Here is a 25,418-nt window from a genome sequence, read left to right as displayed (position 1 = left end):
TTTCATTTGTAATAGCCCGCTATTACTGCATAAAAGCGCCTTGATATTGAGCAAAATATCATCATTGGATTGTACGTATTTTTGTTTTCAAAACATTTTCTATTCCAAAACCCTTATCCAAACCTGAGGTAATATAGATAAAACTACGTTAACCCACTTTTTAATTTACCTATATTGGAAACCCCATATATTTTCAAACAAAAGAGAAAAAACACAAAATAAGAAGTTATCGCAATTAACACAAAATACAGCAAAACAGGTCAAGGGACCGTTATTTCATGGTGATATAGATCCTTTGTAAAAAGTAGGCTCGTAAAACGGTAACGCAGCCTCCTTATAGCTCCGAAAGATATAAATGTTTATGGCGTTATCTCGACGACAATAGCGTCGCATTTTTTCGAACATAAACAACATTCACCAGTGTCCCCTCTCTTCAAAACCTCCCACCGTATGAAATAATTCTGTTTTTTTGCCTTCCGAATGCTAATCTCCAAAATGACAATGGCAAATATGCTGACAGCAATTCAAATAATTTGCTAACGGCATAGTGATAAAAGGAAACATTATGGACCCTATAAACCAAATATTCAGTCTACTATTCAACATTGAAGTTGTGTTGCTCATTTTTGTTATCATCGTCTTAAAAAGTGGTATTAAGTTCGTACCACAAAATAAAGCTTGGGTGGTTGAACGTTTTGGTAAATACCAGTCGACAAAAGAAGCAGGACTTAACTTTATTGTACCGTTTATTGACCGTATTTCTGCTGATAGAAGCTTAAAAGAACAAGCTGTTGATGTCCCTTCACAATCGGCCATCACCAAAGACAACATCTCGTTAATCGTTGATGGAGTACTCTACTTTCGCGTATTAGATCCTTACAAAGCAACATATGGTGTTGACGACTATATTTTTGCCGTCACTCAACTTGCGCAAACCACGATGCGTAGTGAACTCGGAAAAATGGAACTCGACAAAACCTTTGAAGAAAGGGATGTGCTCAATACCAATATTGTAACAGCTATTAATTCAGCATCTGATCCTTGGGGTATTCAGGTCTTACGCTATGAAATTAAAGACATAGTTCCTCCTCAATCGGTTATGGAAGCGATGGAAGCACAAATGAAAGCTGAGCGTGTTAAACGCGCGCAAATACTTGAATCTGAGGGAGATAGACAATCAGCAATTAATGTTGCCGAAGGTAAAAAACAAGCCCAAGTCCTCGCCGCTGAAGCCGATAAAACGGAGCAAATATTAAATGCTGAAGGTGAAGCACAAGCCATTATTGCTGTTGCAGATGCGCAGGCCGAAGCGCTTCGTAAAGTCGGGGAAGCCGCAGACACAGTCCAAGGGCAAAAGGCAATACAGCTAGATTTAGCAACCAAAGCAATCGCAGCTAAAGAGGCCATTGCTAAAGAGTCATCGGTAGTGCTTTTACCTGAAAATGGCACTGACGCCAGTTCACTGGTTGCCCAAGGCATGTCGATTATTAATACGCTAAACAGTAAGCAAAAGGGGTAAATATCGTGGACTCTATCATTGATAATATTGCGCAAACATTAGTCATTGCAGGGATAGTAGCACTCATAATCGAAATCGTTATTTTGGGCTTTGCCACATTTGTACTGCTTTTCCTTGGCTTATCCTTGATATTGTCTGGTAGCATGATGTACGCAGAATTAATTGCGTCTAGCTGGCTCAATGCTCTATGGGTCAACGCTGTACTAACCTTTTTATTAGCGTTACTGCTTTGGAAACCGCTAAAACGCATGCAAAACAATGTCGAGTCGTCTGACGTAAAGAGTGATTTTGCGGAAATAGAGTTCGCACTCAGCGATGACGTAAATCAAAACACTACCGTGCACTATGCTTATTCGGGTATTCAATGGCAATTAAAGTCACAGAGCCCAATAACAAAAGGCACTATGGTCAAAGTCATTAAAAAAGAAGTCGGCGTGTTGTGGATTGAACCCATTGCTTAACACATAATTGATAATGCACAATGCGGCATGTTGCCGCATTGTGTATTTTTGAGCGAATGGAATTTATAACAATCTATGCTGTTGAAGGAATGATCAAGTCATATGGATATGCAGGTCGCGGCATAATAACAATTTGGCGTTTTGGATAACGCCCCCTAAGTTGACCCAAAAAAACACCATTTCATCAACCTATGTTTGTTATACTTTTTCTATGTTATGCCATGGTTAATGAAGCTGAGGATTTGTACTAAATACAATCATTGCTGGTTTCAACCACTTCACTCCATGTACATTGCCGTTTATTTGATTCACTACCAAACCCTGCACTGATCGAATCACCCATATACAATATATATTTTTGATTTTGCCCTATTCCCTCTAAACGTCCGTCAACGTCAAAACTATGGATAGTCGCAAATAAATTGAAGATTACCTTATACATGTTGTTGTTCCTTTATTAAATAAGAACTAGTTAACCTAGTTTTCACATTAATAATTCGCAAGCTGCTGCTACTTGATTTTTTTGAATTAGGCTCATAGAAAAAGTGTTATTGATTGCACCTAAACAATTAACGTAAAATACAATCATTATTATTTATAACAGCGATCTCCTTGGTGCCAGCTCCCATTCTAGTCGTTGAAGACGACCCACAATTGAATCAACAAGTATGCGCATTGCTTGAAAATAAAGGGTTTGAAGTAACCTGTGTACACGATGGCGAGCAAGGATTAACCCATGCATTAGCATACGATTATGAACTGATCATTCTTGACATACGACTCCCTCTACTCGAAGGTTATGACGTCCTTTCTCAATTGCGAAAATGTAAACAGACTCCTGTACTCATATTATCTGCTTGCGGGGCTGAACAAGATCGTATTAAAGGGTTGAGCATGGGCGCTGATGATTACCTTCCTAAGCCATTTAACATTGAAGAGCTTATTTTACGCGTGGAAGCGATATTGCGCCGTTCTCAACACTTTGAACAAAGTACTACTCATTTTTTTATTGAAAAGAACGGGTTATCCTTGAATAAACACCACTTTGAAGCGACTTTTAATAACGCAAGCATTGAGATGACTGCCATACAATTTAAGTTATTGTGGCACCTAGTTGAAAATGCAGGCCAAGCACTCAGCAAGCCATACCTTTCTCAACAGGTTTTAGAACGACAATTTAGCCGCTATGACCGCAGTTTAGATATGCACCTCAGCCGCTTACGTAAAAAACTAATAGCCGCAGGAATGGGGGCAGAATCAATAACAACTTTGCATGGCAGAGGGTATACGTTTAATGCATAAGCAGCTACAAAAGCACTCTTTCTTTGCCCGCTTATGCTTATTAATCATTGGAGGAGCAGTATCACTTTTTTGGCTCGTCGACCTGCTAGCCAATCACACTGAAATTAAGATGAGTCAATTAGAAGCACAGCATCAGCATACTTTAGAACACTATGGACGGCATGCTGAGCAACTCTATTTAGCCGGCGATTTAGACTTGCTAGAGCAGTATGTTGATATGATCCAACATGAAGAAAACACCTGGGCGGCAGTGGTTGAAAGGCAAATAACTCCCCTCGCCAATGGGACATTAACGCCCTTGTTTAGTGAGCATATTTATTTGGGCCGAGACATATCATGGAAAATTCACCTTTACTTTAATTACAACCCTATTATGGATGTGCCCTTTGCTGATAACAAAACACACTTTCTTATTCAGCTCCCCGCCCACATGCGTCCCGGAGATTATTGGCAATTAACTTATCTCATAATCCAATTTATTTTACCTATTATTTTTTTAGCAGGGTTCTGTATCCTTATATACCGCGCCATAATGAGGCCATTAAAGCAGCTAGAAAGGGCCACTGAACGTTTTGCCAGTGGACAGTTAAACACGCGAATACATGACAAAATTTCAAGTACCGATGGCGAATTTCAGCAAATCGCCGCTACATTTGACCAAATGGCAAATTGTATAGAACATACTATTGAATCCCAAAGACAATTCATTGCTGATTTTTCTCATGAGATCAGAACCCCGATCGCACGGGTAGAAACCGCATTAAGTTGCGCTGAGCAGTCAATTAACACCCAAAAAATGCTACAAAGAATACGCAAAGATTGTAACGCCATGCGCACACTGGCTGAAGATACCCTCACGTTAACATGGCTAGAAAATGAGTCTGCAGTTGCTGATCATGCCATAGAACGAGATACGTTTGATTTAGTTGACCTCATCGACAGTATTATTGAAGACGCACAGTTTGAAGTACCACACATTCAATTTAATACCACAGCGCCTGACAGTTACCCCGTTTTTAGCAATAGCCGCGTATTAGGCCAAGTTATTGAAAATATACTGCGTAATGCCAGTCGATATGCCAATAAGCACATTTCCATAACGATGACTCTCAGCGGTAATATCAAGATTGAAGATGATGGGTGCGGCGTACCCGAGCATTTGTTAGAAGACATATTTAAACCGTTTTATCGTGTGACTAGCGCACATAAAAGTTCTGGGTTTGGCCTCGGACTTGCACTGTGTCAACGTCATATAAACAGGCTACAAGGGGCTATTTCAGCCAAAAATAGTCCCTCAGGTGGCTTAATCGTTACGATTAAACTCAACCCTTCACAAATATAAATGTAACAGTTGTAAAAGTCCTTTCTGTTCCCAAATAAACAATGAATAATACACAGCATTGATAATTATTCGCATTTATAAAATAGGTAATTTCACATGCAGTTCTCTCGCTCTCCTATCTACATCGCAATGGCGGCTTTATCCACTGCCTCACTTATTAGCACCCCTGTACAGGCAAACGACACGTCAGAAAAAATGGAAATCATCGAAGTCCATGGCAAAGTGTCTGATGCTGATCAAGTCATTGGTCAAGCTCAAATGGCGCAATTGCAAGCCAATGATTTAGGTGACATATTTAGAAGCCAAGCCGAAGTGTCTGTCGGTGGCTCAAACCCCATCGCACAAAAGATCTATGTGCGTGGCTTAGAAGACACCATGCTAAACGTATCAATAGACGGCGCACTTCAAGCTGGCTACTTATTCCATCACCAAGGTCGACTGACCATTGAGCCTGAGCTACTTAAACAAGTTGATATTGTGGCTGGTGCAGGTGATGCGACGTCTGGTTCAGGCGCATTAGGGGGCGCTATTCGCTTTCTTACTAAAGATGCCAGTGACTTACTTTCTGGTGATGAGCAATTCGGTGGTAACGTTAAACTGGGTTACTATGACAATAGCGATGGCTTTAAGGCCAGTCTGACAGCGTACGGTCACATCACTGATGATTGGTCAGGTTTAGTGACAGTACTCAAGCGTGATACCAAAGACATGGAAGATGGTCGAGGTAATACCCTGCCTTATACGGCGTCTGAGCAAGAAGTTGGGTTTGCAAAAATCACCGGTGAACTGAGTGATACACAAACAATTTCAGCCAGTTATGATATGCGTCAAGACAACGGCACACGTTTACTTCGTGCACATTGGCACCCAAGTAGAAAGAACTTTGCACTACCACAAGAAAGTGAGCGAACAACCAGCACCGTAAATTATACGTATAATCCTGGTTCAGAGTTACTCAATGTACACCTAAACGTATTTAACACTGAAAACTTTATTACACACGATCACCCGCTTCATCAAGGTGTTAATAATACCTATCATGCAGTATATGATTCTACCGGTTTTGATTTACGTAATACCGCACAGCTGAGCAATACCAAGATAGTTGCTGGTCTTGATTACCGTTCAGATGAAGCAAAACTACAAAACATCGGCACTAGGTCAGAAACGGAAGGTCTTGAAAAAGGGAAAGTGTTCGGACTATACGTACAAAATTACATCGACGTTACTGAGCAATTTCAGATCAGCACAGGGTTACGTTACGATAACTACGAGCTCGTTGATGACAATGGCGTAACCATGAATTCTAATGGTTTTAGCCCAAATATTAATATGAGTTATGCCATTACTGAAGCATTTTCACTGAATGCAGGGTTTGCTCAAGCGCTACGCGGTCAAAAGGTTAAAGAGCTGTTTGTACTAGGCTATTACGACAACGACGTAAACCTAAAAGAAGAGCAAGCTAACAATTATGAAGTGGGTTTCAAATATTTAGGTGACCGTTTAACCGTTACGGGTAATGTATTTGATTCAACCATTAAAGATGCAGTGTCAACCGCAAAAAACCACGGCACAATTGAACACACACTCCTGACCAATGTCGGTGATATTGAAAATAGCGGCTTCAATTTACAAACGCGTTATCGTTTTGACAATATGAATGTGAGTTTAAGCTATAACCACAGTAAGCCTAAATGGGAAAACCACGTTAACCCAGCACTGAGTGGTGCAGCAATTAGCGACCAAGATTGGTCAATTGGTACTAGCTCCGGTGACACATTAACAGCCAGTATTAATTACACCATTTCAGACGACTTAGAAGTCAGCTGGAATAGCCGTTTTGTAAAACGGTTGACAAATTCAGGTGTCAACGTATGGGATAACACTGCTCTACCGGAAAAAGCAGGCTATGCGGCGCACGACTTACAAGCAACTTGGTATGTTATGGGCAGCGAAACGTTAGTCGTTGAAGCAGCAATCAAGAATATTTTTGATAAATTCTACTACGATCACGCAACGTACGCAGCGCTTGGTCCTGTTGATTCAGGTATCGCAGAGCCAGGTCGTGACGCACGTGTAACACTGGTTTGGAAGTTTTAACCTATTAGATTGAACCAACAAGTAACATAAGTGTCATAATTGGTGATACTACTTGTTGTTAATAAAAGCGCAGTGTTTACGACACTGCGCTTTTTCTTTGCCTAAAACAGCTTATATTTGCTTGTTCTGGTCAATACAATACTATATTTCTGTATAACTTAGTTACATTTATCCAGTTTTTTCCAAACATTCCAGAGTGACAACTTCACCACCGTAAACACGCACGCCGCGATAATGTTGACTGCGGCGGATGTGTTTACCATCTACTGAGCGCTGATGCGCTTTACATTGTAACGACGTTTCATGGTTACCCTGAAAAGAAAACTGGCTTTGCTGAGGTGAAAAATAATCCATAAGCTTTTGCTTTAATTCTACATTTGTATGTATCGGCGTAGCGTGAGTGGCATAAAACGGGAAACTACTGGCGGCAACCAGTAGTGCTATTAGGGTTAGTTTGAACATAATGATCTCTATAATTTTTTTGTAAAAAGGGCCTCCTTGCCCCAATCGTGTGTTAGTTAAATAAACTCAGGGTTATAGCTTGCGCCACACCGCATTGCTGCCTGGTGTTTGATCTCGTGTCCACCAGCGTGCTTTGTACTTCTGGCTTTGAAAGGTCACAATGCTGCTCCCTTGATAAGCCGTACTTGCGTTCCACGTATTACTGCTATCGTCTGTTGTTACTAATTGCCACGCTTGGCTTTGATCTGGTCGCTGACCTTTTATCCACCATTTAGCACGATAAGTTTTCCCGTTATAAACCGCGGTATCTCCGGTGGTATAGACTTTATTTGCTTGCCACGTGTTACCTTCTGGCGGTGTTGGCGGGGTTATCTTGTTTGTTAGTGACGGTGATATGTAGCGGAACTGTTTTGCTTAACATCCCATCAGACACCGTAACCTGCCCGGTATACTCAGTGTCTGCGGCCACTTCAGGTGCGGTGAGTGTGATTGTGATTGTTGAACCAGCGCCTGTATAGCTCAGCGCATTGGGCAACTGCCAGTCAAAAGTCAGCGGGCTTTGCTCATCGTCAAAGGCATGAACATGCAAATGCTTACTGGTATTCTCCTCTAATGTTAAGGGTTGTGGCGTGTGTACCGTAGGCGCGGTATTAATGGGCTTTTTTACCACGCTTAAGTTATAGCTATGCGCTGTGTCACTAACAAAGACTTGATTTGACAACAGGTTTTGATGATCGAATGTCACATCACCTGCTGCTGACTTAACACCAATTTGAATCAAATCTGGATTATCTTGCACAACTTGCTGAGCCAATTGCATCACCCAATCTAATGAGTGCTCGGTTACTATAAATTGCTGCTCGTTTGCATCAAACAAACGCAGCCAGACAGTGTCATCCGCTAATGCGTCTTGACCTTGCTTTAAGTAAAACCAGCTGAGTGCCAAACCACAGGATCAGGTGTGCTATCTGTGCGTTCAATGGTAATATCGCTAAAGTTGTCAAACCCTACTCCAACCACATTATCTCGCTGCCAACGGCTATATAAAATGGCGTCACCTGTAAACTGCTCAGGTATAGCAACCGTCATTTCATAATATCGCTTGCCATCAGAAGCCATAAAAAATGCCACATTGTCACACTCTTGCACCAACTCAAGCTGATCGCAGTCCCTAGTTTGGTTAAATAAAATTGCCAAAAACTGGGATTGTGTGGTGTAGTCGCGCGATATCGGACTTTTTCATCGCCATTACTATTTGGCTTAACCACCGTGCGCTGTCAGTCAGAAGAAGCGATATTCATACCCGCTTTATTGGCATCGCCAGCGGCGCATAACTTGCCATTTGGCACTACCGCTTCAACCGCAGTTTGATTATTAAAGTCTGCCACGTTCGCTGCAAATTCTCGCCTTTGAATAAACTGTACATGGTCGCTTTTTAGAAGAGCAGCTCGACATGCCGCATTTGGAATATTACTGCCATCATTTGGCCACTAAAGCCCCCTTGTTCTTGGCAAATGGTTTGACGCGCTTTCGGGCTACCCATATAACCGTGGGCATGCACCTGCGGTATTGCAGCCACAGTGATCCCCAGCGCCACCGCTGTCAGTGTTAATTGTTGTTTCATAAGTTTCCCTAGGGCCGTAAGCGACCCTTGAATTAGACTGTGTGATTTTCGCTCTCTAAACTGAACGTAGCTTCCGAGAGGTTTTATTCCACCAATTAGCTTGATAAGCAATGTTCTCTTGCTGAACTTGATCACCACTGGTGTAAACAGTGTTTGTTTGCCACTTATCTAACGGGGCACAATCAATCGCAGCAAATGCTGAACTACTCAGCATCGCGGCTTTTATTGCGCTAAATTGAAAAACACGCTTATGGTCGCCGTAAATACGGCATGAAACCTTCCTAATTTGTATTTTTTTGTTACTTGAGATGCTTAATGGTTACAAATGTACCTATAGGTAGACACGGCGCAGAATTTTACACTCGAAAAAACCAACCACAGAGATTAGTAAAAATAAAAATACACACAAAAAAGGACTGGAAATAAAGTAACATAACATTCAGGAATACATTGAAACCCATTGCATTTATTTATAAAAACAATTCAAAAACATGAGTAAAACTAAAAATTATCACAAAATTCACACCAATATTTTTTCTTTATGTGTATTTCATTCGTTACAAATAAAGCATATCAAACCAGCAACAAAATTAAAAAGTACCAATAAAAATAATATAACTAGTATTTTTCAACGATATAAAGATCTATAAACTTGTCCTTTATGAATAAAATGAGCGATTTAGCTGATCTCAATACGCTATAATCAGCGCTAACTAATTTGAAAAGGTCGCAGATAAATGAAAATAGTAAAACTGACATTGTTAATTTTGGTTACATTTTTTGTGGGTTTTTTGAGCGGCCTGTACGCACTGCCTATTATCAGTGCACCTGCGAGTCCTAGTATGTTAGAACTTGCTACTGCTACTCAACATGTAAAGCACAAGGGGCAATTTGTCAGTTCACTGGAGGATTCAGACTTACTACATTTTGCAAAAGGTGACGTGAGCATCTCAACAGACACCATTACTTTCCAAGGCACCATCGCACCGGGACCTGATTATAAGTTGTATTTGTCAAAGCAGTTTGTAGAAACAGAAGCTGACTTCATGCGTTTGAAACCAGAAATGATCAGTATTGCTGACATAACAACGTTTGACTCTTTTATTGTCACTGTTCCAAAGCATGTTGATATAGGAGCATTCAATACGGTGATAATTTGGTGTGAAAGCTTTTCTCAATTTATTTCTGCAGCCCAATACCAAGTCGCTATAAAAGAGGGTGAAACCAAAAAAGCCATTTAATACTTAGATATTAAATGGCTTTACATTGCTGGGTGTTGTCAGTACCTAACGAACTGACATGCAATGACTTTTAAAAATCGGCTTATATAAATGCGCTTAAAGAACTATTTACTCGAGTGGCCTTAAACAACCTTCCATCTAACCAAGTTGACCTTAGGCGACTTGAGCTTTACTTGTGTCATGACGTATCAAGTAGTCAAATGCTCCTAAGCTTGCGGTTGCGCCAGAGCCCATAGCAATAATGATCTGTTTAAAAGCACCAGAGGTAACATCACCTGCAGCATATACCCCAGGCATTGAGGTCGCGCCTTTACCATCCACTTCAATTTCACCAAATTGAGTTAATGCCACATCTGAATTTTGTAACCATTCGCTGTTTGGTATTAGGCCAATTTGTACAAAAATACCCGCAACTAGGAGGTGATGTTCAACGCGTGTATCTCTGTCAATATAGGTTAAACCAGTGACTTTCTTATCATCCCCAAGTACTTGCGTTGTTTGTGCATGAGTAATGATCGTTATGTTTGGTAAACTACGTGCTTTTTTGATCAAGACGTCATCAGCACGTAAGGTATCGGCAAATTCCAGTACTGTAACCTGCTCTACAATGTTGGCTAAGTCTATCGCGGCCTCTATTCCTGAGTTTCCACCGCCAATAACCGCAACCGGTTTACCTTTGAATAATGGGCCATCGCAATGAGGGCAATACGCAACCCCTCGACCTTTATATTCCATTTCTCCTGGCACATTCATGCTTCTCCATCGAGCACCTGTCGCGACAACAATCGATTTGGCTTTTAACGTTGCACCACTTTCAAGTTCAATTCTCAGTAATTCATCAGTAGATACACTGAGCGCTCTTTGCCCTTTCATAATATCGACTTCATACTGATTAACGTGTTCTTCTAATTGCGCCACCAATTTGGGGCCTTGTGTTGCTTGCACAGAAATAAAGTTTTCTATGCCAAGCGTCTCTGATACTTGACCGCCAAATTTATCAGCAACAACGCCCGTTTTAAGCCCTTTCCTGGCAGAATAAATTGCCGCTGATGCACCAGCCGGACCACCGCCAACAACAAGTACATCAAAAACCCCTTTGTTATTAAGCTTCGCCGCATTTTTCTCTGCAGATGAACTATCAACCTTATTTAAAATGTCACTTAGGGTAACAGCCCCCTGTGAGAATAACTCACCATTTAAATAAACCGCAGGCACCGCTAATACGTTGCGATCATTGACCTCATCTTGAAACAACGCGCCGTCTATCATCGTCGAACGAACATTAGGATTAGTGGCAGCCATTAAATTAAGCGCCTGCACAACTTGTGGACAAGTCTGGCAACTCAATGAAATATACACCTCAAAATTAAGCGGTTTATCGAGCGCTATGATCTGCGCAATTTCGTCTTCTGACGCTTTAGCGGGGTGACCACCGGTTTGTAGTAATGCCAAAACCAATGATGTAAATTCATGACCCATTGGCACACCTGCAAACTCAATGTGGGTGTTAGATATGGGAGAACGAACAACCATACTGGGCGTTCGTGCATCAGGTTGCTCTGAGTTCTTTATTGAAATTTTATCGCTCAGCGATGCAAGATCGTCAGCTAACGCTCTAATTTCTTTTGATTTATTGCTGTCATCGAGGGCAATGATCAACTCAATCGGATTATTAATGGCCCTAAAGTGGCTTTGTAGTTGGTGTTTGATATTTTTATCGAGCATGCTTAATTTCCTCACAGCAATAAGTGATACACGGGGCAACTAAGTCACCCCATTAGCAGTATTTTCTATTAGATTTTTCCTACTAAATCTAACGACGGTGCTAGGGTTTCTTCACCTGGCTGCCAAGATGCAGGGCATACCTCACCATCATGACTTGCAATATATTGCGCCGCTTGTACTTTGCGAAGTAGCTCTTTTGCACTTCGACCAATACCTAAGTCGTGTGTTTCGATTACCTTGATTTCTCCTTCAGGGTTAATCACGAAGGTGCCACGAAGCGCAAGGCCCTCTTCTTCAATCATTACACCGAAGTTGCGTGTGATGCGCCCTGTAGGGTCGCCAATCATTGGGAATTTGATTTTCTGTATTGTGTCTGATGAATCGTGCCACGCTTTGTGCGTAAAATGCGTATCTGTAGATACCGAGTAAACTTCGACGCCCATTTCTTGTAACTGCGCATAATAATCAGCAACATCACCCAGTTCAGTCGGACAAACAAACGTAAAGTCTGCAGGGTAAAAGAAAACGATAGACCACTTGCCTAGCAAGTCTTGTTCGCTTACTTCTACAAAGTCGCCATTGTGGTAAGCGGTTGCATTAAAAGGTTTGATTGTTGTGTTAATTAAAGATGTGCTCATAGTGCTCTCTCTTAGTTTATATAATTAATGTATGTTTCGAACATGTAGTCTGTGTTCGTTTGGCTTGCTAACTAAGATAGTGGCTTTGAATAAACAAATAAAATTGATTGTTTAGATTAAACTAATCGGTATTTTGGATGAAATCTTTTACCAACCTGTTTTCCTCAATGAAAGTCCGATCAGTATGACAAAACTTCCCGAAAACATTGTACCTAAGGTATACTGACATACGTACAATATTGATACATAACGCAACAAAGAGTAGAGCATGCACCCTTATATGAATCATATCCAACTTGGCTACTTTGGCCTTTTGCCTTTTTTAGCATGTGTATTTTGGCCGTTGCTATTAGGCTCATCAATCACCGCTATCGATACTTTTACATACTATAGCCTAGGTATTTTGGCTTTTATGGCTGGCACGTTGTGGCGAGCTGGTGAGCAGTCTTATACCCATGCAGTCATGGCTGTATTAGTTGTTACACCCTTTCCATTATTAGCACTATTCGATTCTTCGGTCGTTTTGCTCTACCTTGCGCTTAGCTACCCCATTGTTTTGGTATTTGAAAGAGGCATGGCCGCGTGGCAGAACTACCATAAAGATTATCAAAAAATGCGCTATATCCTAACCTCGGTTGTTTTTGTCTGTCACTTATTTATGTTGGCACAAAGCATTGAATTGACCCGAGGATAATCTACTTTGCTAATTTATCTGCTATATATATAGATGAGAGATCTGAAAGGTATGCATATGGCAGTTAAAGTTTACCTAGTGCTCATTTGGCTAGTAGTTGGTCTATTCACCGCGTGGAAATTGAACCAACCAAACTTTTATTGGGAAACGTTTGAAGAACTGTTTTGGTTTGGGTTAACGACGTCTTTAATTGCACTTAGCATCCCTTATCTAAAGAACAAGCTCTTACTATTCGGCTGGGGTACATATAGTATCGGGTTACTACTTGATATTGCTGATGACTTTATCAGTGATAGTGATTTCATCTTACTCATTTTTGATACCTCACTTAAAAACATTGGCTTTCTCATAACGTGTTATGGCATGTTGTCGATGATTTTAACAAAACGAGAAGTAATAAATCAGCTCAACACTGAAATAAAACAACGAGAAAAGCTTGAGGCACAACTGCGCTATGAGGCAAATCATGACCCATTAACCGGCATTGGTAATCGCAAGGCTTGCTTTGAAACCTTTAATGAACTCAGTGACAAACAACCATTGCTCTTTTACTTCGATCTAGACGACTTTAAACAAGCCAATGATAAATATGGTCATCATGTAGGTGACAATATTCTCAGAGCATTTTCAGCTTCGTTAACAAAACAGTTTGGTGACGATTATTGCTTTAGAATTGGTGGCGACGAATTTGTGGCGTTTGGGGGAGATAATGATCAGGCGCTCAGTACATTACGTGATTGCTTGCTTGAGCAAATTTTTGAATATGGCGTAGGTTTGAGTATTGGTACAGCAAAAACCGACTCAAAAGAGCAACCTGACACCATAGTACAACGCGCGGATTCAAGTATGTACTCTGATAAAGACAGTAAAGTTGTTCGCACTCGGCCTCGGCATCAATAGTTGTTTACTTGCTAGGGGCTGTTAAAATTTTTACCGCTCATAGGAGTGAATGAACATCACAATCCCCTTCACCTCGTCTAAATATGAAACAAACCACCTGAAACATACCAAAAATATTAATAAGTTCTGATTTAGCTCAATTAAGTTAAACAGTAGTTGTAGCACTTTAGTTAATTCACTGATACCCTCAGTAAGGTAAATCGATAAAGAGGGATAACCACGTGTTAGATCAACTATTTAGTAATAAACAACAAAAGCAAAAAATCGAGGATCTAGAACGTATCGTCGCGCAATTAACTCACGAGAATACCCAGTTAAAAGCGCAAGCAGACGACTTAAACCACAAGTTAGTTCACTCTCAAGCTCAGCTCAATGACAACACGGATAATCAACTATTGCAGTGTGCCATGCATGGTTTATCGCAGATCCAGGGGATCAGAGAGACTGTACTACAAAGCTTTATCGACATTGACAGAGAAAGCCAATCAATAAATCGTGTAAATAAATCTTTTGAAACCTCAGAAAGCTCACTCAAAAACATTTTGCAAGGTATGGAGAGCTTAGCTAGCAATATGGGGGATATGACAAATAACATATCTGGCTTATCGCAAATGGCCGACAACATTAATACCTTCGTGACCACAATTTCTAAGATATCCGATCAAACAAACCTGTTAGCGCTCAATGCAGCCATTGAAGCAGCTAGAGCAGGTGAAGCGGGCCGAGGTTTTAGTGTGGTTGCCGATGAAGTACGCGCACTCGCAAATAATACGAATGAATCTGCAAATGAAGTCTCTGATTTAGTTAAAAAAATTATTGATACAACACAGCTCACCGTCAACGCAGTCAGTGTGATCCAAGACTCAAATCACAACCTATCGGGCAGTATTTCACATTTAAATGATGAATATAAAGATATCGTGAGTAGTTGTGGCTCTATGAAAAATACCATCATGAGTGCCACAACCCAGACATTCTTGCAAACTGTAAAACTTGACCACGTGGTATGGAAAGGCGATGTATACAATCATCTAGTTGGTATAGATAAGCAACCAATCGATAGTTTCGCAGATCATGCCAGTTGCCGCCTAGGTAAATGGCTCAAAGGTGATGGTGCTAAACAGTTTAGTGATAACTCAGCCTTTAAACGCATTGATGCACCGCATAAAGAAGTACATAGAGCGGGTGTCGAAGCCATGATGTTATTTTCATCCGGAGATAAACAAGCAGTCATTGCACAACTCAATAAGATGGAAAGTGCCAGTAGTGATGTTATGGCATTACTTGATCAACTCGCACAGCGGGATTACTAACCACGCTTACCCAAATGGGTAAACCCGTTTGAGGTTTACCCAAGATCCCTGTTCAATGATATACTTTGTGCGTTTTTATTGACTATGGTTTTACATGATTTTAGATAAGCAATGGCGAATTTTAACCGTTGGGGATGGTGACTTAAGCTTTTCCTCAGCATTACATACCCACATTTCACCAAAACACCTTTGTGCCAGTATTTATGACTCTGAACAGCAGCTTCGCGACAAGTATGAATCACATTCATTCGATACACTAAAAAGTCATGCTATTCCCGTTTACACTGAGTTTGATGTTACTCGCCCTGACTCTTGGCAACGTCTAAAGCAGCATAGCTTTGATGTTGTTATTTTTCAATTTCCTTTGGTACCTGGCTTTACCAGTAAATCTGAGTTTGATGCGCAGCCTTTATCTATTAATACACTCAATAGGCGACTACTACGTTGCTTTATTAGCTATGCAAGCCAATATGCGCTAGACCCAACTGGCCACATGTTATGTTATGTTACCTCCAAAGATGTAAAGCCCTATTGTGAGTGGGACTTAGAATCGTCACTCAATCATAACCTTGATATCAAGTATTTAGGACAATCTAACTTTGATATAAGGCAATTTGGTGGTTATAAAATCCGCAATGTAGATAGAGATAAACATGTGAAAGACACCAGTGGCACCACCTATGTTTGGTCAAAAAGACCGAATCCTGCACTGAGCGCGCAGCTTGTTTTGCCACATTATTTACAGAATAACCACTGCCCTTTTTGTCGAGTTGGTCCTTTTATGACGGATAAAGACAAAGATGCCCACATGAATTCAAAAAAGCATCAAGCAATGACACGACATCAAAACGATTGGTTCAAATACCTTGAAACATTAAAGTGTTAATAAAGCTGAACCAGGTCAAAAAATAACAAATTAAACGTACACCATGTAAACCTTTAGATCTTTAAATGTTAACTATAAGAATAAAGTATACAATATGCTTGAGGTGTTTTAGAACTCACAGTAGACTGGCGCCTTTACGATATTTCAGTTCCAATGAGCCTTAAGATGCCAGCTATCAATAAAGATACACTATTCGCTATTGCGTGTTTACTCTGTGCAATGGTGACAATTCAATCTGGTGCATCAATCGCTAAGCAGTTATTCCCTTATGTTGGACCTGAAGGTACCACAGCCTACCGACTGGGATTTTCTGCGGTTATTCTGTGCATGGTTTTTCGACCTTGGCGAGGCCTGCCACGTAACTGGATCCCTATCATTGTATATGGGCTGTGCTTGGGTGGCATGAATATAACCTTTTATTATGCCATTGAACGGATCCCAATTGGCATCGGCGTTGCATTAGAATTTACCGGTCCGCTAGCTGTGGCACTCCTTGCCTCCAAACGTAAACGAGATTATCTTTGGGTTGGCTTTGCAATACTCGGGATCGGTTTTCTGTTACCTGATATGGGGAGTGTCGATGGATTAGACCCTATAGGTGTCGTGTTAGCACTTATCGCAGGGGCATTCTGGGCCGGCTATATTTTATTTGGTAAAAAAACGGGTAATCATAGTTCTGGCGGAGCGACAGTTGCACTAGGTATGAGTATTGCGGCCATTGTGTTGGTGCCATATGGCATGGCCTCACAAGGAAGCGCCTTACTAAACTGGCAGTTAATTCCTCTTGGGATCATGATTGGATTGCTCTCAAGCGCGTTACCATATAGTTTGGAAATGGTTGCACTACGTAATATGTCGGCACAAAGTTTCAGTATTATGATGAGTTTAGAACCTGCAATTGCGGCACTCGCAGGGTTCTTGATCCTCGCTGAATTACTAACAACTTTGCAGTGGTGCGCAATATTAATGGTGATAACCGCCTCAATAGGCAGTTCAATGTCAGGGTCTAAAGCAGCCTGACACTTAAACTTAGCCGCTATGAACAACACTGAGCTTTACCTATGAGCTGTGAGTATTACAATATAATACTCACGCTTTACCACGCCGCTAACTTACTTCAAAAGCGCTTGCTTCAACGGAGCCGGTATGACTTTTTCATTTAAATATAGCGAGTCAACTATCCGCTGCACAGGGAGCTGACTCTCCACTTACCACGTCAACAGTTTATTGCAAAGTAGTGTTTGGCTCCACGGTACTATCTAAAGGTTTAAGATCCAGGGGTTTAATCCAAGTTAAATCTATGTTTTCTATCTCTTCAATACTTGGTAGTGGCATTAAATACCGCTTTAACCACTGCTCTTGCTCCCAAAGCACATGTAAAATACTTTCTCTCGCTCTATAGCCATGACCCTCATGCGGTAACATTACCAACCTGGCATCTTTTCCTAACCCTTTCATTGCCGCGTACATTCTTTGCGATTGCATGGGAAAAGTCCCTGAATTTGGATCTTCAGCACCGTGGATCATTAACATTGGCTCGTTGATTTTATCTACATGAAAAAACGGTGACATGGCTGAATAAACATTTTGTGCCTGCCAGAAGTCTCGCTCTTCGCCTTGAAAACCAAATGGCGTCAAGCTTCGGTTATAAGCACCACTGCGTGCAATGCCAGCAACAAATAAATCTGAATGTGCCAACAAATTAGCAACCATAAAAGCACCGTATGAATGCCCGCCAATTGCAATGCGTTTTGGATCTGCAATACCTTGCTCAACCAATACATCTACTGCCGCTTTCGCACTGGCGACTAATTGAGATCTAAAATTATCATTCGGTCGTTGCGCCCCCTCCCCTATGATTGGCATTTTAGGATCATCAAATACTGCAATACCTTGAGCCAAATAAGGCATTGGTCCCCAATACCCAACATAAGGGAATGCATACGGAGACTCTCTCACTTGAGAAGCGACTTGCTTATTTTTATATTCCAACGGATATGCCCACATCAGTACCGGTAAAGGACCTTGCGATGGGTCATAATTTGCGGGTAGGTATAAGTTACCGGTTAGCTGGGTGCCATCACTGCGTTTGTACATTATTTGCTCTTTGGTGATCCCTTTAAACTCAGGATAAGGATGCGCAAATCGTGTTAATTGTGTCAATGCGTCAAAAGTTAAATCTCGGATAAAGAAGTTTGGCTGCTCTAGTTTTGATTCACGTAAAGTAATGAACCTGAGCCCTTCATCATCTAACATGGCACGAACTCGTTCATAATACGGTGCTGCTGACTGCCACAGGCGCGTTGTACTATTCGTTTTCACATCATAGCGGTCTAAAAAAGGCTTGTTCCCTTCTTTATTTGCACCATTACCACGTAAAAATAAATAGCGCCCACCGACTAACTTTAACACATCAGCCCCCAAGTCATTCTTAGCCATAATGAAACGACCTGGATCGTTATAAGCATCATTATAACTACGCTCAGAAAATATCACTCTGCGCTCATCAGCGTTCCTTGGCGAAATAACCGACGTACGTACTAAACGATCTGCAAACTGCCATTCACTAAGCAATGCAATATTTTCATCAGCCCATTGAATACCCGAAAAGCGGTCTTGCACTTTAGCAAATAATTCAGGTTCGCGCTTAAATGGTGAACTGATGGTGTACAAGTGATCATGATGCTCAGTTACTTGCTTCATGTTGCCACCATCTTGGGCTTCTGCCCATAGAACCGTGGCTCCTTTATCTTTACGCCATTGAAATTCTCTAGGGCCGGTTCGTACGCTATCAAACCCCTGTGGAATTGAGTCTGCTAAGGGTTGTTTTGCGAGTTCATATAAAGGAAAACCAGTCATTCCCCAAACTTGCCACACAGTGGCAAAACGAGCATAACGGACTTGATAAGAAAAAGGCTCATCAATCATACCAACAATGAGATTAGTTGAATCAGGCGAGACTGAAAAAGACTTTAAATACGTTGGCTTACCAATCGCTTTAGCACGCCCATCTATAGATAATTTGGCCAACTGACCTTGTGCAAAGAATTTAAACTGTGCTTCATCAAATGGACTACTCAGTAAATTCTGGTATGTACGTGCGGGCGCTTTAACACCGCTACTTTGTTGAATGATAGGGCCGCTTTTTTGCCCACTTCGCGATAAACGTGGTTTTCCATGGTTTACGGCAAAGTTTACAACAAAGCCACTGCTATCAGGCAGCCACTTATATGCAGCCGAAGTGACCACTCCATTGAGGGTGGTTGTGGTCATTTGTCGAGCTTTACGCTTTTTTATATCGTAAAGCCATAACGTAGCTGTCTCCTGCTGTTCCACGATAAAGCTAATGTATTGACTGTTCCCTGCCCATTGCACGTTGCGTAGCTTACCTGCTGGTATGCCATTTACTTTAACAACGGACCCTGTCTCAACGTGTTTTAATTCAATTGCCGCATACACCCGAGACGAAGTCCGCATAAAAGTTACGGGATTAAATTTGATACCTGCTAATGCTTTCTCTGGTAAGGTAAGCTCTTCTAAGGCGACAACACGTCGGCGCTTTAAAAGGGCAAGCCACCTACCGTCGGCACTCAGCTTACTTTGAGGGATCAACTCAGCATCAACCACCTTTGCGAGATCTGATGATGGTACTTTATATCCAGAGTCTGATGCATACACACCCCAAGCCATAAGCAGCCACCCAACCATCATGCTATAAAAAAGCCACTTCCTCATTTTGTAATAATCCCTGCACTCAAATGACAAACTTGGCCATAATATACGTGAATAACAAAAAAATGCAGCTCAATAAGATACTTTTAACCTGAGCTAATGCTTTTTCGCGGTGTTTATTTAAGTTAAAATGCGCTTTCGTCAACAGCAAGCCCATACTTTAGGCAATTAGCATCTCTATGAAAAACAATAAGCCAGAAAAAGTAACCATCTTCGATGTCGCCAGAGAAGCGCAGGTGTCTAAATCAACCGTCTCTTTAGTGCTAACCCAAAGCGATAAAGTGAGCGATAAAAGCAAAGAGAAAGTAGTAAAAGCAATCGACAAATTAGGGTATGTTTATAATAGAGATGCTGCCGCGCTGCGCAGTAAACGATCCAATCTCGTTGCCGTTGTGATTAATGATTTAACTAACCCTTATTCAGCTCAGCTTGCTGTAGGTTTAGAGAAACATATTTACGCCCTAGGCATGGTGCCTATGCTCGTTAATACCGGTGAAAGCTACGAGCGCCAAAAGCAAGTTGTCAACACATTAAAAGAATATAATGTCGCTGCGTTTATTATGTGTCCAGCACCCGGCACCGAACAAACGTGGACCGATAACCTAGTTGATAGTGGTTTCCCCGTTATCAATATTATGCGAGAAGTGCCCTACTCAAGTGCCCCAACAATTTTACCTGACAATAAAAAAGGGACGCACTTAGCCACATCGCATATTTTAGAACAAGGAATAACACACATTGCTTTTTTAGGGGGCATTGCTGATATCTCTGATTATCATGAACGTATCGCTGGATTCAACTCAGCTTTGCAACTAAAAGGAATTAATGAAAAAAAACCTATTATTCAATCACTTACCAACCGGCAAGGTGGGAGAGAAGCCTTCAACAAACTAATTGAAGCGTCGCCAAATATTCAAGCTATTATTTGCTTTAGTGATGTGATTGCTTATGGCGCAATCGAAGCGATGCGCCAACACGGCCTCGTGCCAGGTAAAGATATAAAAGTGGTGGGCTTTGACGATTTGGCCGATTCATGTTTAATGCAGCCAGCCCTATCATCAGTGCGGATCGATGCCAATGATATCGGTAAACGAGCATGTCAAACCCTTGGCGAAATTTTAAATAAAGCGCAGCCAGCAGTAAGAACGCTCGTTGATGTATCAGTTCAAATACGTGAATCCTCTTTATGAATAAAAAAGTATTGGTAATTGGCTACGTGTGGCCAGAACCAAATTCGTCTGCTGCTGGCAGTCATATGCTGTCTATTTTACGTTTTTTTAAAAAGCAACATTGGCAAGTTGAATTTGCCAGCCCTGCGCAAAAAACCGAGCACATGGTTGATTTAACAACTGAAGGTGTTTCAACCAAAGAAATCAACCTAAATTGCGCTAGCTTTGATGAATATATCCAAGCTTACTCGCCAGACATTGTTATGTTTGACCGATTTATGATGGAAGAGCAATTTGGCTGGCGCGTTGATACCTATGCACCCAACGCGTTAAAAATATTAGATACTGAAGATTTACAGTGTCTGAGGAATGCACGCCATGACGCACATAAAGCTAAGCGCGAGTTTTCTCACTTAGATTTAATGAGCGATATAGCAAAACGTGAAATCGCGGCAATATTGCGCTCTGATGTGAGTCTGATCATTTCAGAGCATGAAATGGGTTTATTAGATTCAGTTTTTAAAGTCGACGCTTCCTTATTACATCATTTACCTTTTATGGTCGACTTAGATGCTATTCCAACAGAAAGCCCCTGTTTTTCACAACGTGCGCACTTTATGACTATTGGGAATTTTCGTCATGCCCCCAACTGGGATGCAGTCTTGTATTTACAAGAGATTTGGCCACTTATTAGAAAGCAAATTCCTGATGCCCAATTACATATTTATGGTTCATATCCACCGCCCAAAGCCACAGCATTAAATAACCCCAAAACAGGCTTTTTAATCAAAGGCTGGGCTGATGATGCACTCGACGTAATGCGTAACAGTCGTGTGTGTTTGTCACCACTGCGTTTCGGTGCCGGGATAAAAGGAAAGCTACTAGAAGCAATGATCACACAAACCCCCTGCGTGACCACGCATATTGGTGCTGAAGGCATGCATGGCGACCTCCCATGGCATGGTGCTATCGCAGATACAGTCGGTGAATTTGCAGAGAAGGCCATCGAACTTTATCAGTCTGAGACACACTTTACACAAGCGCAACGGGCAGGTAATGCCTTACTTACGCATTTTTACGATCAAAATAAGTTGCAACAAACTCTCTTAGACAAAATAAACGACACAATACACAACTTACAAACACACCGTACCAATAATTTTACAGGACAAATGCTTAAGCACCATACTATGCGCAGTACCAAGTATATGGCGCAATGGATTGAAGCAAAAAATAAACCTTAACTTTGCCTTAAAACATACCGCACTGAATAAATACAGAGCGGTATTTTTTTGCGTAACTAAGTTAAACTTTAAATTTACCGGCTATCTCTTGTCGCTGCCCAGCTAAATCTTTCAGCTCTTTACTTGCTTCTGGTTACTGGTTTGTTCACTCAGCTGCGTAGGGGCTGTCAAGAAAGTAATACTCTGATTAATGTCTTCGCATACCGTAGATTGTTCGTTTATCGCCACTGCCTCTTGATTGTTCATATCGCTTATAACACTGATTTTATGTAACATTTTATCTAGTGATTCTTTGGTTCCAGATGAAAGCTGCATTCAATGCCAGTAAGTTAGTTTGCTCAGAAATATTACCAAATACTGCCACTACCGCCCCAATATCTTGGCTGCTTTGCGCAAGGGTTTTAATATCTTGCATCGCATTTTCTACTGTAGATGACGGTCGTTCTATAGCCACAACCATTTGCTCAATGAGCGACAGCGCGCCTTCGGCTGATACTTTAGCTTCATTTGCTGATGATGCTGAACTGCCTGACAATTTAACAACTTCTTGAATACTATATGCCATCTCATTCAATGCAGTTGCGATTTGTGCACTGCGATCTTTTTGCTGCGAAACCACATCCTGAGTTTCACCGGCAATCGTGAACGACAATTGTGCTTGCTCAGTCAATCAGTGTCCGGTGCTCACTACCAGCGAAATCGCCATACTTAAATTATATTCAACTGCTTAACAATGAAAGAAACGCGGTTTTTTATGTCAATAAAGCAGCAAAAAATGCATATTTACCCTGATGAATAGAAAACCTTAAAAAAATGCAAATTAAATTCGGTAAATGACCTAGACTTTGCGATAAAAGCGATTAGAATGCGCTAAAATCTACCGTTATTTCAGTTACTCTGGCAAATTAACTAGAATAGTTTAGGTATAGCGACGCAACTCATTGCGTAGTCTTTTTATCATTTAGGTTTTACACAGTTGAACACAGCAACCTTTACTCAAAAACGTAAGCTTATTGTGAAACTTGGCAAAATGCTGCATAAATACGGCACGCCAGCTTATCGTCTTGAAGCCCACCTTATGGAAGTCGCAACCCATCTTGACCTGAAATCTGCATTTGTAATGTCTCCAACATCGGTCACGTTTGTCATTTGGTCAGAAGGCCATGAAGATGAATACACGCATGTTGCAAGAGTAGAACCAGGCGATCACGATTTAGGGAGTCTTGCCGATACGGATGATGTTGTGTCACGTATGCTTACAGGTGAATTATCAATCGATGAAGCTGATACATGCTTAGACAACATCAGCGAACAACTCAACCCCTACAGTAAGGCACTAACATGCCTAGCATTTTCAATATCAGGCGCTGCCTTTGCCATGCTGATGGGTACGAGTTGGAATGACGTTTTATGGTCAGGCTTATTTTCTGTTCTCGTCTTTTTGTTCGTTGTTTGGTCAGCGCGTTCAAAGCGTGTTACTCACATGCTAGAACCTTTGGTCGCTATTGTGGCTGCACTGGGAGCCTGTGCAATTAGTAGCTACGTTGACCCGAGTATTAATATCCGACTTGTGGTGCTTTCCTCTATCATCGTGTTTATTCCAGGATTAGCCTTAGCGCTTGCATTTGCAGAGCTCTCTGCTCGGCACCTTGTTTCTGGCACCGCGCGCGTGATGGATGCGCTCATGTTACTATTTAAGTTGTACTTTGGTGCATTCTTGGGCATCAGTCTTGGCTTTGCCTTGTTTGGGATCACTGACTTTGTGCAGCCTGAGCCTTTACCAAAATGGACGGCTTGGCTTGCCATCCTCCTTCTTTGTACCAGCTTAATAGTGATTTTCAGAACAAAACTAAAACATGCAAGTTGGTCAATTGCATCTGGTTTTATCGCATATGCCGCAAGCATAAGTGCAGCCGTTTATTTCGATTACTCAATTGGTGCGTTTGTTGGTGCGTTTGCAGTGGGGGTATTCAGTAACTTCTTTAATAGAATGGTTAACGCACCCGCTTCTATTGTCGCAATGCAAGGCTTAATTGTGCTGGTGCCTGGTTCTAAAACCTACATAGGCTTAAATTCATTAATAGAAGGGCAAAGTTTCATTCATGCTGATCACATTGGCCAACAGACATTCTTAATCTTTATGTCGCTGGTTGCTGGGTTAATCTTCGCAAACGTCGCTTTACCCCCTAAAAAGAGTCTATAAAACGCCATTCAATTATGGTGCTTCGCTTATCATCCTTAGCGAGCACCATTTTTAGTTGTGAATTCCACCTCATAATTTCACATGATAAATTAACTTAACTTTACTCATAAGATAAAAACCATCAAAAAATATTTTTATACTATTGATTTTTTTATTTAAAATAATATCAAACTTATAAAACCCTTCTTTCACAACTAATCATCAAGATTCAAGATTTAATTTATTGTTAAGCGTTTAATAGCCCTAGTCGCAAAATAATTTACATAATGAAAATGCAACCAAGGGGACTAAACATGAATTTACATAATAAAAAAAGCTCGCATTAGTGAACAGCAGTATCCTAATGACATCAGTAACTGGATTTTCTGGCGCAACATTGGCCAATAGTGCAAAAACAGACGAAGTAGAAGTAATTCAAGTACGAGGAATTAGAGGCAGTGTCGTTAAATCAATAAACACAAAACGCTATGCAAACTCAATTGTTGATGCAGTTACTTCTGAAGACATAGGTGTTCCCTGACCAGAATGTTGCTGAATCTCTACAACGTATTACAGGCGTATCAATGAGTCGAAATTTTGGTGAAGGTGAGCGGATCAGTATTCGAGGTACCTCTGAGAACCAAAATAGAACTCTGTTAAATGGCCAAGCCGTAGGCTCAGCAGATTGGTGGGTAGACTCATCAGCGAGTCGTGGATTTAACTACACAATGCTCCTATTAGGTCACTGGCACTGAATGTTAGAAATTACTGACTAATGAAGAACGACAGGTCAACACAAAGACACTCGATCAATCCCAGCACGGGTCAGTTCTTCACAGTCAGTATGACTAAGTATATTATCTATATCCCAGCAATTACCACGA

26 protein-coding genes and 1 pseudogene are annotated in these 25,418 nt (G+C 41.2%); 15 read left to right on the top strand and 12 right to left on the bottom strand.

Going from position 1 to position 25,418, the window contains the following annotated elements:
- The first annotated feature begins 565 nt into the window (after positions 1-565).
- A complete protein-coding gene (locus CWC18_RS09590) occupies positions 566-1,519 on the top strand; it encodes an SPFH domain-containing protein (protein WP_138592594.1) in 954 nt (317 codons plus the stop codon).
- A 5-nt stretch (positions 1,520-1,524) separates the two neighbouring features.
- Positions 1,525-1,980: an NfeD family protein gene (locus tag CWC18_RS09585; protein ID WP_138675163.1), complete on the top strand. Its 456-nt coding sequence runs from the start codon at positions 1,525-1,527 to the stop codon at positions 1,978-1,980.
- 247 nt (positions 1,981-2,227) lie between these two features.
- Here CWC18_RS09585 and CWC18_RS21255 read toward each other — a convergent pair whose 3' ends face one another.
- A complete protein-coding gene (locus CWC18_RS21255) occupies positions 2,228-2,422 on the bottom strand; it encodes a hypothetical protein (protein ID WP_212747724.1) in 195 nt (64 codons plus the stop codon).
- A 173-nt stretch (positions 2,423-2,595) separates the two neighbouring features.
- Here CWC18_RS21255 and CWC18_RS09575 point away from each other — a divergent pair, with 173 nt between their 5' ends.
- The 3 genes from CWC18_RS09575 (at position 2,596) to CWC18_RS09565 (ending at position 6,724) form a co-directional block, all read left to right on the top strand.
- Complete coding sequence (locus CWC18_RS09575) at positions 2,596-3,282, top strand: response regulator transcription factor (protein ID WP_138592596.1); 687 nt, start codon at positions 2,596-2,598, stop codon at positions 3,280-3,282.
- Complete coding sequence (locus CWC18_RS09570; RefSeq protein ID WP_171041074.1) at positions 3,275-4,624, top strand: sensor histidine kinase; 1,350 nt, start codon at positions 3,275-3,277, stop codon at positions 4,622-4,624. The genes CWC18_RS09575 and CWC18_RS09570 overlap by 8 nt, the downstream gene beginning before the upstream one ends.
- Positions 4,625-4,720: 96 nt before the next feature.
- Complete coding sequence (locus CWC18_RS09565; RefSeq protein WP_138592598.1) at positions 4,721-6,724, top strand: TonB-dependent receptor domain-containing protein; 2,004 nt, start codon at positions 4,721-4,723, stop codon at positions 6,722-6,724.
- Positions 6,725-6,892: 168 nt separating this feature from the next.
- On the opposite strand, the gene CWC18_RS09560 is transcribed toward CWC18_RS09565, so the two are convergent.
- The 7 genes from CWC18_RS09560 to CWC18_RS09550 form a co-directional block, all read right to left on the bottom strand.
- Positions 6,893-7,186 (bottom strand): hypothetical protein, encoded by a 294-nt coding sequence (locus CWC18_RS09560; RefSeq protein ID WP_212747723.1) that lies wholly within the window; start codon positions 7,184-7,186, stop codon positions 6,893-6,895.
- A gap of 72 nt (positions 7,187-7,258) precedes the next feature.
- Positions 7,259-7,558, bottom strand: a complete 300-nt coding sequence (locus CWC18_RS21850) for a carbohydrate-binding protein (protein ID WP_349666243.1) — start codon at positions 7,556-7,558, stop codon at positions 7,259-7,261.
- Positions 7,530-8,132, bottom strand: coding sequence for a hypothetical protein (locus CWC18_RS21845; protein ID WP_349654470.1), 603 nt, complete (start codon positions 8,130-8,132; stop codon positions 7,530-7,532). Before CWC18_RS21845 ends, CWC18_RS21850 begins: the two co-directional genes overlap by 29 nt.
- Positions 8,108-8,317, bottom strand: a complete 210-nt coding sequence (locus CWC18_RS21840) for a lytic polysaccharide monooxygenase (protein WP_349666241.1) — start codon at positions 8,315-8,317, stop codon at positions 8,108-8,110. The genes CWC18_RS21845 and CWC18_RS21840 overlap by 25 nt, the downstream gene beginning before the upstream one ends.
- Before the next feature lie 146 nt (positions 8,318-8,463).
- Positions 8,464-8,601 carry a hypothetical protein gene (locus CWC18_RS21835; protein ID WP_349666242.1) on the bottom strand — a complete coding sequence of 46 codons (138 nt, stop codon included), beginning with the start codon at positions 8,599-8,601 and terminating at the stop codon, positions 8,464-8,466.
- A gap of 20 nt (positions 8,602-8,621) precedes the next feature.
- Positions 8,622-8,810 carry a hypothetical protein gene (locus tag CWC18_RS21830; RefSeq protein ID WP_349304814.1) on the bottom strand — a complete coding sequence of 63 codons (189 nt, stop codon included), beginning with the start codon at positions 8,808-8,810 and terminating at the stop codon, positions 8,622-8,624.
- 55 nt (positions 8,811-8,865) lie between these two features.
- On the bottom strand, positions 8,866-9,024 hold the full coding sequence (locus CWC18_RS09550; protein ID WP_171041072.1) for a carbohydrate-binding protein: 159 nt from the start codon (positions 9,022-9,024) through the stop codon (positions 8,866-8,868).
- 523 nt (positions 9,025-9,547) lie between these two features.
- Between CWC18_RS09550 and CWC18_RS09545 the strand changes: the two genes are divergently transcribed.
- Positions 9,548-10,051, top strand: coding sequence for a DM13 domain-containing protein (locus CWC18_RS09545; RefSeq protein ID WP_138592599.1), 504 nt, complete (start codon positions 9,548-9,550; stop codon positions 10,049-10,051).
- 153 nt (positions 10,052-10,204) lie between these two features.
- On the opposite strand, the gene ahpF is transcribed toward CWC18_RS09545, so the two are convergent.
- Together ahpF and ahpC are read right to left on the bottom strand one after the other, a co-directional pair.
- Positions 10,205-11,776: an alkyl hydroperoxide reductase subunit F gene (gene ahpF / locus CWC18_RS09540; RefSeq protein ID WP_138592600.1), complete on the bottom strand. Its 1,572-nt coding sequence runs from the start codon at positions 11,774-11,776 to the stop codon at positions 10,205-10,207.
- Between the two features lie 68 nt (positions 11,777-11,844).
- Entirely contained in the window at positions 11,845-12,414 is a 570-nt protein-coding gene (gene ahpC, locus CWC18_RS09535; RefSeq protein WP_138675161.1) for an alkyl hydroperoxide reductase subunit C, read from the bottom strand.
- A gap of 268 nt (positions 12,415-12,682) precedes the next feature.
- Between ahpC and CWC18_RS09530 the strand changes: the two genes are divergently transcribed.
- The 5 genes from CWC18_RS09530 (at position 12,683) to CWC18_RS09510 (ending at position 17,227) form a co-directional block, all read left to right on the top strand.
- Entirely contained in the window at positions 12,683-13,108 is a 426-nt protein-coding gene (locus CWC18_RS09530; RefSeq protein ID WP_138592602.1) for a DUF3429 domain-containing protein, read from the top strand.
- 57 nt (positions 13,109-13,165) lie between these two features.
- The gene (locus CWC18_RS09525) at positions 13,166-14,008 is read left to right on the top strand and encodes a GGDEF domain-containing protein (RefSeq protein WP_171041073.1); all 843 of its coding nucleotides are present in this window, start codon (positions 13,166-13,168) and stop codon (positions 14,006-14,008) included.
- A 221-nt stretch (positions 14,009-14,229) separates the two neighbouring features.
- Positions 14,230-15,321, top strand: a complete 1,092-nt coding sequence (locus CWC18_RS09520; RefSeq protein WP_138592604.1) for a methyl-accepting chemotaxis protein — start codon at positions 14,230-14,232, stop codon at positions 15,319-15,321.
- A 94-nt stretch (positions 15,322-15,415) separates the two neighbouring features.
- Positions 15,416-16,207 carry a class I SAM-dependent methyltransferase gene (locus CWC18_RS09515; RefSeq protein ID WP_138592605.1) on the top strand — a complete coding sequence of 264 codons (792 nt, stop codon included), beginning with the start codon at positions 15,416-15,418 and terminating at the stop codon, positions 16,205-16,207.
- Between the two features lie 165 nt (positions 16,208-16,372).
- Complete coding sequence (locus tag CWC18_RS09510) at positions 16,373-17,227, top strand: EamA family transporter (RefSeq protein WP_138592606.1); 855 nt, start codon at positions 16,373-16,375, stop codon at positions 17,225-17,227.
- 204 nt (positions 17,228-17,431) lie between these two features.
- On the opposite strand, the gene CWC18_RS09505 is transcribed toward CWC18_RS09510, so the two are convergent.
- Positions 17,432-19,918, bottom strand: coding sequence for an alpha/beta hydrolase family protein (locus CWC18_RS09505; protein ID WP_138592612.1), 2,487 nt, complete (start codon positions 19,916-19,918; stop codon positions 17,432-17,434).
- Positions 19,919-20,118: 200 nt separating this feature from the next.
- On the opposite strand from CWC18_RS09505, the gene CWC18_RS09500 reads away from it, so the two are divergent.
- Together CWC18_RS09500 and CWC18_RS09495 are read left to right on the top strand one after the other, a co-directional pair.
- On the top strand, positions 20,119-21,129 hold the full coding sequence (locus CWC18_RS09500) for a LacI family DNA-binding transcriptional regulator (protein WP_138675160.1): 1,011 nt from the start codon (positions 20,119-20,121) through the stop codon (positions 21,127-21,129).
- Positions 21,126-22,352, top strand: a complete 1,227-nt coding sequence (locus CWC18_RS09495; protein WP_138592608.1) for a glycosyltransferase — start codon at positions 21,126-21,128, stop codon at positions 22,350-22,352. The genes CWC18_RS09500 and CWC18_RS09495 overlap by 4 nt, the downstream gene beginning before the upstream one ends.
- A 277-nt stretch (positions 22,353-22,629) precedes the next feature.
- Here the strand turns inward: CWC18_RS09495 and CWC18_RS09490 are convergent, their stop codons facing one another.
- Complete coding sequence (locus CWC18_RS09490) at positions 22,630-23,022, bottom strand: methyl-accepting chemotaxis protein (protein ID WP_138675159.1); 393 nt, start codon at positions 23,020-23,022, stop codon at positions 22,630-22,632.
- Between the two features lie 306 nt (positions 23,023-23,328).
- On the opposite strand from CWC18_RS09490, the gene CWC18_RS09485 reads away from it, so the two are divergent.
- Positions 23,329-24,555 carry a threonine/serine ThrE exporter family protein gene (locus tag CWC18_RS09485; protein WP_138592611.1) on the top strand — a complete coding sequence of 409 codons (1,227 nt, stop codon included), beginning with the start codon at positions 23,329-23,331 and terminating at the stop codon, positions 24,553-24,555.
- Between the two features lie 343 nt (positions 24,556-24,898).
- A pseudogene (locus CWC18_RS09480) lies at positions 24,899-25,268 on the top strand (TonB-dependent receptor plug domain-containing protein); the annotation flags it as partial.
- Between the last annotated feature and the right edge of the window lie 150 nt (positions 25,269-25,418).

The organism is Pseudoalteromonas aurantia, from assembly GCF_005886875.1.
Lineage (GTDB): Bacteria > Pseudomonadota > Gammaproteobacteria > Enterobacterales > Alteromonadaceae > Pseudoalteromonas > Pseudoalteromonas aurantia_A.
This window is presented reverse-complemented; position numbering and strand designations above follow the sequence as displayed.